We start from the raw sequence: 12,464 nt of genomic DNA on the forward strand, positions 1-12,464 counted from the left end.
GCCGCTCGGCCCCGGTAGGGTGGCCGCCGCGCGTGCGGTGCCGTGCGCCGCTCCACAGCGAACAGGGGGCCATAAAGGTGAGTACGTCCGCTACGACCGGCTTCTGCAGGGTGACCGTGGTCGCGCCTGACAGTCGGATCGATGTGGCTCTTCCGGAGGACATCGCCGTCGCCGACGTCTACCCCGAGATCCTCCGCCTGACCGGACAGACCCAGCCCGTGGGCGCCCCCACCGGCTACCACCTCGTACGCCGCGACGGCACCGTCCTGGACGGCTCGCTGTCGCTGGGCGCCCAGCAGGTGCTCGACGGCGAGCTGCTGTCCCTGCGTCCCTTCGCCGAGTCGCTGCCGCCCGCCGTCTACGACGATGTGTCGGACGCCATCGCCTCCGCCGTCACCCGCGACCGGACCCTGTGGAGCGACGGGTACCTGCGCGCCTTCGGGCTGTTCGGCGGCTCCCTATTGCTGGTCCTCATGGGCTTCGTGCTTTGGTTCGCCGATCCGCTCAAACATGACATGCACGGTCTGCCGGGCATCATCGCCGCCGCCGTCGCGGTGCTGCTCGCGGCCCTTGCGGGGGTACGGGCGCGGGTCTACGAGGATCGCGCCTCCGCGATCGCGCTCGGCCTCGCTGCCCTGCCACACGCCATGATCGCGGGCTCGGGGCTGCTCCCCCTCGACCCGGGCGAGGGCATCGGCCGCCTCCAGTTCCTGCTCGGCTGTGTCGCCGTCCTCGTCGTCTCGGTCGCCCTGGTGGTCGCCATGCCCACCGGCGACGCCCCGTTCGTCGCCGCGGTCTTCGCGTCGACCGTCGGCACCCTCGCCACCTTCTGCGCGATCCTCACCGAGGTCAGCCCCACGGAGACCGCCGCGGTGTGCGCCGCCGTCGCGATCGGCGCCGTCGCGTTCCTGCCGGGCCTGTCGGCGCGCGTCGCCCGCCTGCCCATCGGATACGCCGCGCCGCGCTCGGCGGCCGAGGACGACGAGTTGGACTCCGGGTCCGCGCCCGCCCCCGAGCCCGTCGACGCCGACCGCATCGCCGCCCAGGCCCGCCGCGGCCACGAGATGCTGCTCGGCCTGGTCGGCGGCTGCTCCGCCATCGTGGTCGGCGCCTCGTCCGTGCTCGGCTTCGCCGACAACGTCTGGGGCCAGGTGCTCGCCCTCGTCTCCGGCCTCGCGATGCTGCTGCGCGCCCGACTCTTCCGCTACACCGCCCAGGTCGCCGCCGTTCTCTCCGCCGGCCTGATCGGCCTGGGGCTGCTCGTCCTCGGGCTGTCCCTGAACCCGCCGGCCGACGCCATGTTCAAGCTGCTGGTCCAGCACGACAGCGGCCCGCTGGACGTCCGTACGATCTGGCTCGCCGCCTCCGTCACGGCGGGCGCCGCGCTGATCACCGGCATTGCGCTGATCATTCCGAAGAAGGGGCTCTCGCCTTTCTGGGGCCGCTTCTCCGACCTGGCCGAGAGCGCCCTGCTGCTCTCCCTGGTGCCCCTCGCCCTGGCCGTGCTGGACGTCTACAGCTCCGCGCGCAGCCTGACCAGCGGGTGATGCGCGGCCTGACCAGCGGGTGATGCGCGGCCTGACCAGGGGATGTAGGTCGGCGGTCAAAGGGGTGGCCGTCGGCTGGTAGGGTGTGCGACGGCCGTTTGTGTACGCGCCCCCGGAGCTCTCGTACGAGCACTCTGGAGACAGCGCCCAGCGGACCTCGCCTCCCGAGTCACGGAAGCTCCCCTGAGACCAAGACCAGGGGCACTCGGTGGCCGAACAGAAGAACCTGAAGGAGTACCGCGTGTCGCTCGACGCCGCTACGAAGAAGCAGATCATGTCCGAGTTCGCCACCAAGGAGGGCGACACCGGTTCCCCCGAGGTCCAGGTCGCGCTGCTCTCGCGCCGCATCTCCGACCTGACCGAGCACCTCAAGACCCACAAGCACGACCACCACTCCCGTCGTGGTCTGCTGCTCCTGGTCGGCCAGCGCCGCCGCCTGCTCCAGTACCTGGCGAAGAAGGACATCACGCGCTTCCGTGCGCTGGTCGAGCGCCTGGGTATCCGCCGCGGCGCGGCGGGCGCCAAGTAAGACGCCGTGGCAGGGAGCGGTTCCCGGGACAGGGGACCGCTCCCTTTGCCGTACGTGCCGCGGACTGGCGGCCGTACGCGCCACAGAACCGCTGCCGCACGGGCGGCGGAACCCGCGCGGCGCGCCGCGCACCGGGACCGGCCGCCGTCCGCGCACCTCGCCCACCGTCGGCACCGATATCCACAGCCGTCGTGAGGACGGGCGAAGCTTTGTAGTCTGGTCCCAACAACGTCACAACGAACGAGGAGGAGCGCCTCATTCCCGTGGCACCGGCGCCATAGGAGCCGGTCCTCGGTAGTGGCTCCCGGAACTGGCAATTCCGGTAGCTTCGATCGAAGACCGGCCCGGCCGCCGGAGCAAGGCCAGGGGCGCTGCTCCACCACCGTTCCTCCGTCACACGGACGAGGGACGCAGAAGAGGAGATTTTCCTGGTGGAGAACGAGACCCACTACGCCGAGGCCGTCATCGACAATGGCGCCTTCGGCACCCGCACCATCCGTTTCGAGACGGGCCGCCTGGCCCGTCAGGCCGCCGGCTCCGCCGTGGCCTACCTGGACGACGACACCATGGTGCTGTCGGCCACCACCGCATCCAAGAACCCCAAGGACCAGCTCGACTTCTTCCCGCTCACGGTCGACGTCGAGGAGCGGATGTACGCCGCCGGGCGCATCCCCGGTTCGTTCTTCCGTCGTGAGGGCCGCCCGTCCGAGGACGCGATCCTCACCTGCCGCCTGATCGACCGCCCGCTGCGCCCGTCCTTCAAGAAGGGCCTGCGCAACGAGATCCAGATCGTCGAGACGATCATGGCGCTCAACCCCGACCACCTCTACGACGTGGTCGCGATCAACGCCGCCTCCTGCTCCACGCAGCTGGCCGGCCTGCCCTTCTCCGGGCCGATCGGCGGCACCCGGGTCGCCCTGATCAAGGGCCAGTGGGTGGCCTTCCCGACCCACTCCGAGCTCGAGGACGCCGTCTTCGACATGGTCGTGGCCGGCCGCGTCCTGGAGGACGGCGACGTCGCGATCATGATGGTCGAGGCCGAGGCCACCGAGAAGACCATCCAGCTGGTCAAGGACGGCGCCGAGGCGCCGACCGAGGAGGTCGTGGCAGCGGGCCTCGAGGCCGCGAAGCCCTTCATCAAGGTGCTCTGCAAGGCCCAGTCGGACCTCGCCGCCAAGGCCGCCAAGCCCACCGGCGAGTTCCCGATCTTCCTCGACTACCAGGACGACGTCCTGGAGGCGCTCACCGCCGCCGTCCGTGACGAGCTCGCCCAGGCGCTGACCATCGCGGGCAAGCAGGAGCGCGAGACCGAGCTGGACCGCGTCAAGGGCCTGGCCGCCGAGAAGCTGCTGCCGCAGTTCGAGGGGCGCGAGAAGGAGATCTCCGCCGCGTACCGGTCGCTGACCAAGGCCCTGGTGCGCGAGCGCGTGATCAAGGAGAAGAAGCGCATCGACGGCCGCGGCGTCACGGACATCCGTACGCTGGCCGCCGAGGTCGAGGCGATCCCGCGGGTCCACGGCTCGGCGCTGTTCGAGCGCGGCGAGACCCAGATCCTGGGCGTCACCACGCTGAACATGCTCCGCATGGAGCAGCAGCTGGACACGCTGTCGCCCGAGACCCGCAAGCGCTACATGCACAACTACAACTTCCCGCCGTACTCCACCGGCGAGACCGGCCGCGTCGGCTCCCCGAAGCGTCGCGAGATCGGCCACGGCGCGCTGGCCGAGCGGGCGCTGACCCCGGTGCTGCCGTCGCGCGAGGAGTTCCCGTACGCCATCCGCCAGGTCTCCGAGGCGCTCGGCTCCAACGGCTCGACCTCCATGGGGTCGGTCTGCGCCTCGACCATGTCGCTGCTGAACGCCGGTGTGCCGCTGAAGGCCCCGGTCGCCGGCATCGCCATGGGCCTGATCTCCCAGGAGATCGACGGCGAGACCCACTACGTCACCCTCACCGACATCCTCGGTGCGGAGGACGCCTTCGGCGACATGGACTTCAAGGTCGCCGGCACCAAGACGTTCGTGACCGCCCTCCAGCTGGACACCAAGCTGGACGGCATCCCGGCGTCCGTGCTGGCCGCGGCCCTGAAGCAGGCCCGCGACGCCCGGCTGCACATCCTCGATGTGATGAACGAGGCCATCGACGTCCCGGACGAGATGTCGCCGAACGCGCCGCGGATCATCACCGTCAAGATCCCGGTGGACAAGATCGGTGAGGTCATCGGCCCCAAGGGCAAGATGATCAACCAGATCCAGGAGGACACCGGCGCGGACATCACCATCGAGGACGACGGCACGATCTACATCGGTGCCGCCGACGGCCCGGCCGCCGAGGCCGCCCGCACCACCATCAACGGCATCGCCAACCCGACGATGCCGGAGGTCGGCGAGCGCTACCTGGGCACGGTCGTGAAGACCACCACCTTCGGTGCCTTCGTCTCCCTGCTCCCGGGCAAGGACGGCCTGCTGCACATCTCGCAGATCCGCAAGCTCGCCGGCGGCAAGCGCGTGGAGAACGTCGAGGACGTGCTGAAGGTCGGCGCCAAGGTCCAGGTCGAGATCGCCGAGATCGACCAGCGCGGCAAGCTCTCGCTGATCCCGGTCATCGAGGACGAGGCGGGCTCGGACGCGAAGGACGCCAAGGACGAGCCGAAGGACGAAGCCGCCCAGTGACGTCCCGTGTTCACGCGGCGACGGCCCGCCCCTCCTCGGAGGGGCGGGCCGTCGCCCGTACCCAAACGCTTCTCAAGGGCGAGAACGGCATCGGGACGGTCCGCAGGACCACGCTGCCCGGGGGCCTGCGCGTCGTCACCGAAACCCTGCCGTCCGTGCGCTCGGCCACCTTCGGGATCTGGGCACACGTCGGCTCCCGCGATGAGACCCCGGTGCTCAACGGCGCCACCCACTACCTGGAGCATCTGCTCTTCAAGGGCACCCGGCGGCGCACCGCGCTCGACATCTCCTCCGCCATCGACGCGGTCGGCGGTGAGATGAACGCCTTCACGGCTAAGGAATACACCTGCTACTACGCGCGGGTGCTCGACACCGATCTGCCACTGGCCATCGATGTCGTCTGCGACATGCTGACCGGCTCGCTGATCGACGCCGCGGACGTGGACGCCGAGCGCGGCGTCGTCCTGGAAGAGATCGCGATGACCGAGGACGACCCGGGCGACTGTGTGCACGATCTGTTCGCGCACACCATGCTCGGCGACACTCCCCTCGGCCGCCCGGTCCTCGGCACCGTTGACACGGTCAACGGGCTCAGCCGCGACCAGATCGCCCGCTTCTACAAGAAGCACTACGACCCCACCCACCTGGTGGTCGCCGCCGCGGGCAATGTGGACCACGCCGCGGTCGTCCGCCAGGTGCGCAAGGCGTTCGACAAGGCGGGCGCCCTGTCCCGTACGGACGCGGTCCCCGTCGCCCCGCGCGACGGCACCCGCACTATCCGCGCGGCCGGTCGCGTCGAGGTGCAGGGCCGCAAGACGGAGCAGGCGCATGTCGTCCTCGGCATGCCGGGGATCGCGCGCACCGACGACCGGCGCTGGGCCCTCGGCGTCCTCAACACGGCGCTCGGCGGCGGCATGAGCTCCCGCCTGTTCCAGGAGGTGCGGGAGAAGCGCGGGCTCGCCTACAGCGTCTACTCGTACACCTCGGCCTTCGCCGACTGCGGCCTGTTCGGCGTCTATGCGGGCTGCCGCCCGAGCCAGGCGCCGGACGTCCTCAAGATCTGCCGTGACGAGCTCGACCACGTCGCCCAGCACGGGCTCACCGACGAGGAGCTGCGGCGCGCGGTGGGCCAGCTGAGGGGCTCCACGGTGCTGGGCCTGGAAGACACCGGCGCGCTGATGAACCGCATCGGCAAGAGCGAGCTGTGCTGGGGCGACCAGATGTCGGTGGACGACATGCTGGCCCGGATGGCGGCCGTCACCCCGGACGAGGTGCGCGAGGTGGCCCGCGATGTACTGGGGCAGCGTCCTTCGCTGTCCGTCATCGGCCCGCTGAAGGACAAGCAGGCGGCGAGCCTGCACGAGGCCGTCGCCTAGCCCGGCGGCCGCGCAAGAGCGCACGATCAGCACGATCTTCAGGTAGCAGAGGGAAGCGAACGATGAGCAAGCTGCGCGTGGCCGTTCTCGGCGCCAAGGGCCGGATCGGCTCCGAGGCCGTACGAGCCGTGGAAGCCGCCGAGGACATGGAGCTGGTCGCCGCGCTCGGCCGGGGCGACAAGCTGGAGACGATGGTCGAGGCGGGCGCCGAGGTCGCGGTGGAGCTGACCGATCCCGACTCGGTGATGGGCAATCTCGACTTCTGCGTCCGGCACGGCATCCACGGCGTCGTGGGCACCACCGGCTGGACGGACGACCGCCTGGCGCTGCTGCGGGGCTGGCTCGAGGCCGCGCCGGGCACCGGTGTGCTCATCGCGCCGAACTTCTCCATCGGCGCCGTGCTGACCATGCGGTTCGCCCGGCAGGCCGCCCGCTTCTTCGAGTCGGTCGAGGTCATCGAGCTGCACCACCCGAACAAGGCGGACGCCCCCTCGGGCACCGCGGCCCGCACCGCGCAGCTGATCGCGGAGGCCCGGGAAGAGGCGGGGTGCGCGCCGCAGCCGGACGCGACGAGCACGGCGCTGGAGGGTGCCCGCGGCGCCGATGTGGACGGGGTGCGGGTGCACTCGGTGCGGCTGCGCGGGCTCCTGGCCCACCAGGAGGTACTGCTGGGCGGCGAGGGCGAGACCCTCACCATCCGCCATGACTCCACACACCACAGCAGCTTCATGCCCGGCGTGCTGCTGGGGGTGCGCCGCGTGGTGTCCGCTCCCGGCCTGACCCTCGGCCTGGAACACTTCCTCGATCTGGACTGAGACAAGCGGTGCGCGCAAAGATCACGTATTTCGTCCTCGCGGCCGTCCTGGTCGTGTACTTCGTCCTGGTCGGCAGCCGGGGCGTCCTGCTCATCGAGCAGGGCACGCCGCTGACCGTGGCCTTCGGCGCTGCCGTGCTGGTGCTGCCGGTCATCGGCGGCTGGTTCCTGTGGAAGACCACGGTGTTCGCGCGCAGCGCGAACCGGCTGGCCCGCGAGCTGGAGGCCGAAGGCGGCCTCCCGGTCGACGAGCTGGTACGGACGCCCGGCGGGCGGATCGACCGGGACTCCGCGGACGAGGTCTTCGCCAAGCGGCGGGCCGAGACCGAGGAGTCGCCGGACGACTGGCGCTCCTGGTTCCGGCTGGCCGTCGCCTACTACGACGCGCGTGACACGGTGCGCGCCCGCAAGGCGATGCAGCGCGCCATCGCCCTGCACGACGGCCGGCCGGTGCGGGCCCAGGGCTGACCCCGGGCCCGGTGGCTCAGCGCCCGGTGCCGCCGGCTCAGCGGTACCGGGCCGCCGAGCCCTCGATCGCGTCGGCCGCCATGGCGAAGGACTCGGGGCGGCCGAGGAAGTCGGCGCTGTGGTCGGTGACGGCCACCCGGGGGGAGGAGCCTCCCGCCACCTCGATGAGCACCGCCTGTCCCTGGACGCTTCGCGGCAGCCCCAGCCACCGCACCGGCTGCTGGGTCGTGCGTATCGCGGTGATCTGCGACCAGCGCATCGTCGTGGCCGAGAAGAGGCCCGTCAGCCGCAGCCCCTCCTCGTCCATCCACACGCCGGCCCGCACCAGTCGGACGGCGCACACGATCACCAGCGCGGCGACCGCCACACACACGCCCGCGGCGGGCACCGAACCGGCGAGGGCGATGATCATCGCCGAGAACAGCACATACGAGGCGAGCAGCAGCAGGAGCGCGGCTCCGCCGACCCTCCAGGGACCCGGCCGGTACGGGCGCCGCCTGCGGCCCGGGTCCTCGTAGGGGAGGGCCGCTCCGGCCTCCGGCCCCTCGTCGTCAAGGGCGCGGTCCGCTGTCAGGAAGGGCAGGGGCACGAATGGTCCTCACTCACACACATGTCCGGATGGGCCTGTGGTGGGTGAGGCTATCCCAGGGACTCAGCGTCCGTCCGACGCCTCCGACTGCTGCGTCTGGTGCGTGGTCCGCGGCCCGCTCTCGAGCGCGGGCAACCCGAACATCAGCGAGCCCACGAACCCGGCGACGATCGTGAGGGTGATGAGGGTGCGGCCCGCTAGCTGCGACGGGGTGGCGCGGGGGCGGGGCGGCGGGGTGACATTGCTGCGGAACCGGTCGGCTTCAGCGACGAAGGCGAAGGGCACGGACTCGCGCCGGCGGAACATGATGGGGGCTCTCCTTGGAACCTCGAACGTGGGCACTTCAGTAGGTAGGACGCATGAACGGGTGGTGAGGTGCCCTTTTTCATCGACTTCTGTTGAGATTTTCAGGGTTGTGACCGGTCGGAGGGGATGTCGGTGGCGGCCCGTAAGCTGGGCGAGCCCTGAGCGAGAAAGACATGGAAGGACCCGCCGGTGACCGATATCCCCGCCGAGAGCGAGAAGGCCAGTTTCCGCAGCGACGTGACCGTCGAGCTGGTCAAGCACAGCGCGGCCGACTCCGATGTGCTGTGGGCCGCCCGGGTGTCCACCGCCGGTGAGCAGTCCCTCGAAGAGCTCACCAAGGACCCGGAGCGCTCCAAGGGGCTGATCAACTACCTGATGCGGGACCGGCACGGCAGCCCCTTCGAGCACAACTCGATGACCTTCTTCATCAGCGCCCCGATCTTCGTCTTCCGCGAGTTCATGCGGCACCGCGTGGGCTGGTCGTACAACGAGGAGTCCGGTCGCTACCGCCGGCTCGAGCCTGTCTTCTACATCCCCGGGGAGGCCCGCAAGCTGGTCCAGCAGGGCCGTCCGGGCAAGTACGAGTTCGTGGAGGGCACCCAGGCGCAGCACGAGCTGACCGGCCGCGTGATGGAAGACGCCTACCGCCACGCGTACGAGGCGTATCGGGAGATGCTGGCGGCCGGAGTCGCCCGTGAGGTGGCCCGCTCCGTCCTGCCCGTGGGCCTGTTCTCCTCCATGTACGCGACGTGCAACGCGCGCTCGCTGATGCACTTCCTCGGTCTGCGCACCCAGCACGAGCAGGCCGCGGTGCCCTCCTTCCCGCAGCGGGAGATCGAGATGGTGGGCGAGAAGATGGAGGAGTTCTGGGCCGGGCTGATGCCGCTCACCCACGCAGCCTTCAACGCGAATGGACGCGTCGCCCCGTAGCGCTCCCTGGACACTCCTCGGATACTCCCCGGACGGGCCATGCGTGAGAGGTGTCCGTATTGCGGCGTTTCGTGAAGTTCATCTAGGCTGAACAAACGGATCCGGCACTGCCTGAACCCCCGAGCAGGCAGTGCCGGGTCCCATACCGCCGCCCCCGGTCGCCGCCCCGAGCGAGCACGGCGAGGCGCGCTACGAGTAGCGTGGGACCCATGGCACCGACATCCACATCGCAGACCCCCTTCGGGCGGGTGCTGACCGCCATGGTCACGCCATTCACCGCTGACGGCGCGCTCGACCTCGATGGCGCTCAGCGGCTCGCCGCCCACCTGGTGGACGCCGGCAATGACGGCCTGATCGTCAACGGCACCACCGGTGAATCCCCGACCACCAGCGATGCGGAGAAAGCCCAGCTCGTACGAGCCGTGGTGGAGGCGGTCGGCGACCGCGCCCATGTCGTGGCAGGAGCAGGCACCAACGACACCCGGCACAGCGTCGAGCTCGCCCGTGCCGCCGAGCAGGCCGGCGCCCATGGCCTCCTGGCTGTCACGCCGTACTACAGCAAGCCCCCGCAGGAAGGCATCTTCCGGCACTTCACCGCCATCGCCGACGCCACCGACCTGCCGGTCATGCTCTATGACATTCCCGGCCGCAGTGGTGTGCCGATCAGTACCGAGACCATCGTGCGGCTCGCCGAGCACCCGCGCATCGTCGCCAACAAGGATGCCAAGGGCGACCTCGGCCGTGCCAGCTGGGCCATCGCGCGCTCCCGACTGGCCTGGTATTCCGGCGATGACATGCTGAACCTGCCACTGCTGTCCGTCGGTGCCGTCGGCTTCGTGTCCGTGGTCGGCCACCTCGTCACTCCCGAGCTGTGCGCGCTGCTCGAAGCCCACACCTCGGGCGACGTGGCGAAGGCCACCGAGATCCACCAGAAGCTCCTCCCGGTCTTCACCGGGGTGTTCCGCACTCAGGGCGTCATCACGACGAAGGCCGCGCTCGCCCTTCAGGGCCTGCCGGGCGGGCCGCTGCGCCTGCCGCTCGTGGAGCTCACCGCCGAGGAAACGGAGCAGCTCAAGCGCGATCTGGCTGCTGGCGGGGTACAGCTGTAAACAGAGGCGATTTTCGCAACTTCGTACTTCACAAGTTCATACAGACACATCAAGCAAGTGCACGAATGTCACGCGCGCCATGTGCCCCACGGGGGCACGTGGCGTGTGTGGTGAGGAGAGTCTTTTGAGTCATCCGCATCCTGAACTCGGCCCTCCGCCGAAGCTCCCCGAGGGGGGACTGCGCATCACCCCGCTCGGCGGGCTCGGCGAAATCGGCCGCAACATGACGGTCTTCGAGTACGGCGGCCGGCTGCTGATCGTCGACTGCGGAGTGCTCTTCCCCGAGGAGGAGCAGCCCGGAGTCGACCTGATCCTGCCGGACTTCACGTGCATCCGGGACCGTCTCGACGACATCGACGGCATCGTGCTCACGCACGGCCACGAAGACCACATCGGCGGCGTCCCGTTCCTGCTCCGCGAGAAGCCGGACATCCCGCTGATCGGCTCCAAGCTGACCCTCGCCCTGATCGAGGCGAAGCTCCAGGAGCACCGCATCCGCCCGTACACGCTCGAGGTGGAGGAGGGGCGGCGCGAGCGGATCGGCCCCTTCGACTGCGAGTTCGTGGCGGTGAACCACTCCATCCCGGACGCCCTCGCCGTCGCCATCCGCACCCCGGCCGGCATGGCCGTGCACACCGGCGACTTCAAGATGGACCAGCTGCCGCTCGACGGCCGCCTCACGGACCTGCCCGCCTTCGCGAAGCTCGGCGAGGAAGGCATCGACCTTCTGCTCTCCGACTCCACGAACGCCGAGGTCCCCGGCTTCGTCCCGCCTGAGCGCGACATCTCCGGCGTGCTGCGCCAGGTCTTCGCCGACGCGCAGCGGCGGATCATCGTCGCGAGCTTCGCCAGCCATGTGCACCGCATCCAGCAGATCCTCGACGCGGCCCATGAGTACGGGCGCCGGGTCGCCTTCGTCGGCCGCTCGATGGTCCGCAACATGGGCATCGCGCGCGACCTCGGCTATCTGCGGGTACCGGCCGGGCTCGTGGTCGATGTGAAGACGCTCGACGATCTGCCGGACGACGAGATCGTGCTCGTCTGCACCGGTTCCCAGGGCGAGCCCATGGCCGCGCTGTCCAGAATGGCCAACCGCGATCACCAGATCCGGATCGTCCAGGGCGACACGGTGATCCTGGCGTCCTCGCTCATCCCTGGCAACGAGAACGCGGTCTACCGCGTGATCAACGGCCTGAGCCGGTGGGGCGCGACGGTGGTTCACAAGGGCAACGCCAAGGTCCATGTCTCCGGGCACGCCTCGGCCGGGGAGCTGCTGTACTTCTACAACATCTGCAAGCCCCGGAACCTGATGCCGGTGCACGGCGAATGGCGACATCTGCGCGCCAACGCCGAGCTGGGCGCGCTGACCGGTGTGCCCAAGAACCGCTGCGTCATCGCCGAGGACGGGGTGGTGGTCGACCTGGTCGACGGCATCGCGAAGATCGTCGGCAAGGTGCAGGCGGGCTATGTGTACGTCGACGGACTCTCAGTCGGCGACGTCACGGAGAGCTCGCTCAAGGACCGCCGCATCCTCGGTGAGGAGGGCATCATCTCGGTCTTCGTGGTCGTGGACAGCACGACCGGCAAGATCGTGGGCGGCCCGTACATCCAGGCGAGGGGCTCCGGTATCGAGGACTCCGCCTTCTCCGCGGTCATCCCGAAGATCGAGGAATCCCTGGCCAAGTGCGCCTCGGACGGCATCGCCGAACCGCACCAGCTACAGCAGCTGATGCGGCGCTCGGTGGGCAAGTGGGTGTCCGACAGCTACCGCCGGCGCCCCATGATCCTGCCTGTGGTCGTCGAGGTCTGACGCCGGCTCAGCGCCCGCCCGGCGCCTAGCCACGAGCGGGGCTCCCCGATTTGCATCCGGGAGCCCCGCTCCAGTACGTTTACGGCTCCGCCAGAAGGGGAACCCCGAGCACTCAGCGTGCGAGGGAGGACCCGGAAGGCGGGTGGGAATCCGGCTCAGAGAATTCTGATAAAGTCGGAGACAGCCGAAAGGCAAAGGCCACTCCAATGGCCACCAGAAATGGGAATTCGGACCGGGAACGGACCGGAAAACGGATCTGGTAAGGTTGGAAACACCGAAGGGAAGCGCCCGGAGAAACCGGTGAAACGGTTTCAAAG

11 protein-coding genes are annotated in these 12,464 nt (G+C 69.6%); 9 read left to right on the top strand and 2 right to left on the bottom strand.

Going from position 1 to position 12,464, the window contains the following annotated elements; genetic code table 11:
• The first annotated feature begins 77 nt into the window (after positions 1-77).
• The 6 genes from eccD (at position 78) to ACZ4WQ_RS46005 (ending at position 7,403) form a co-directional block, all read left to right on the top strand.
• A complete protein-coding gene (gene eccD / locus ACZ4WQ_RS45980) occupies positions 78-1,547 on the top strand; it encodes a type VII secretion integral membrane protein EccD (RefSeq protein ID WP_311727696.1) in 1,470 nt (489 codons plus the stop codon).
• 241 nt (positions 1,548-1,788) lie between these two features.
• Positions 1,789-2,076, top strand: coding sequence for a 30S ribosomal protein S15 (gene rpsO, locus ACZ4WQ_RS45985; RefSeq protein WP_030288085.1), 288 nt, complete (start codon positions 1,789-1,791; stop codon positions 2,074-2,076).
• Between the two features lie 431 nt (positions 2,077-2,507).
• On the top strand, positions 2,508-4,745 hold the full coding sequence (locus tag ACZ4WQ_RS45990) for a polyribonucleotide nucleotidyltransferase (RefSeq protein ID WP_311727695.1): 2,238 nt from the start codon (positions 2,508-2,510) through the stop codon (positions 4,743-4,745).
• Positions 4,742-6,121 (top strand): M16 family metallopeptidase, encoded by a 1,380-nt coding sequence (locus ACZ4WQ_RS45995; RefSeq protein WP_352135243.1) that lies wholly within the window; start codon positions 4,742-4,744, stop codon positions 6,119-6,121. Before ACZ4WQ_RS45990 ends, ACZ4WQ_RS45995 begins: the two co-directional genes overlap by 4 nt.
• A gap of 62 nt (positions 6,122-6,183) precedes the next feature.
• Positions 6,184-6,936: a 4-hydroxy-tetrahydrodipicolinate reductase gene (dapB, locus tag ACZ4WQ_RS46000; protein WP_311727693.1), complete on the top strand. Its 753-nt coding sequence runs from the start codon at positions 6,184-6,186 to the stop codon at positions 6,934-6,936.
• Positions 6,937-6,944: 8 nt separating this feature from the next.
• On the top strand, positions 6,945-7,403 hold the full coding sequence (locus ACZ4WQ_RS46005) for a tetratricopeptide repeat protein (RefSeq protein ID WP_358847787.1): 459 nt from the start codon (positions 6,945-6,947) through the stop codon (positions 7,401-7,403).
• 37 nt (positions 7,404-7,440) lie between these two features.
• Here the strand turns inward: ACZ4WQ_RS46005 and ACZ4WQ_RS46010 are convergent, their stop codons facing one another.
• Both ACZ4WQ_RS46010 and ACZ4WQ_RS46015 read right to left on the bottom strand, forming a co-directional pair.
• On the bottom strand, positions 7,441-7,992 hold the full coding sequence (locus tag ACZ4WQ_RS46010) for a hypothetical protein (RefSeq protein WP_311727691.1): 552 nt from the start codon (positions 7,990-7,992) through the stop codon (positions 7,441-7,443).
• A 63-nt stretch (positions 7,993-8,055) separates the two neighbouring features.
• Positions 8,056-8,298, bottom strand: coding sequence for a hypothetical protein (locus tag ACZ4WQ_RS46015; RefSeq protein WP_311727690.1), 243 nt, complete (start codon positions 8,296-8,298; stop codon positions 8,056-8,058).
• 189 nt (positions 8,299-8,487) lie between these two features.
• Between ACZ4WQ_RS46015 and thyX the strand changes: the two genes are divergently transcribed.
• The 3 genes from thyX (at position 8,488) to ACZ4WQ_RS46030 (ending at position 12,147) form a co-directional block, all read left to right on the top strand.
• Positions 8,488-9,228, top strand: a complete 741-nt coding sequence (gene thyX, locus ACZ4WQ_RS46020) for an FAD-dependent thymidylate synthase (protein WP_398376958.1) — start codon at positions 8,488-8,490, stop codon at positions 9,226-9,228.
• Positions 9,229-9,437: 209 nt separating this feature from the next.
• A complete protein-coding gene (gene dapA / locus ACZ4WQ_RS46025) occupies positions 9,438-10,337 on the top strand; it encodes a 4-hydroxy-tetrahydrodipicolinate synthase (RefSeq protein ID WP_311727688.1) in 900 nt (299 codons plus the stop codon).
• A gap of 124 nt (positions 10,338-10,461) precedes the next feature.
• The gene (locus ACZ4WQ_RS46030) at positions 10,462-12,147 is read left to right on the top strand and encodes a ribonuclease J (protein ID WP_311727687.1); all 1,686 of its coding nucleotides are present in this window, start codon (positions 10,462-10,464) and stop codon (positions 12,145-12,147) included.
• The last annotated feature ends 317 nt before the right edge of the window (positions 12,148-12,464 follow it).

Source organism: Streptomyces sp. NPDC028305, from assembly GCF_055569495.1.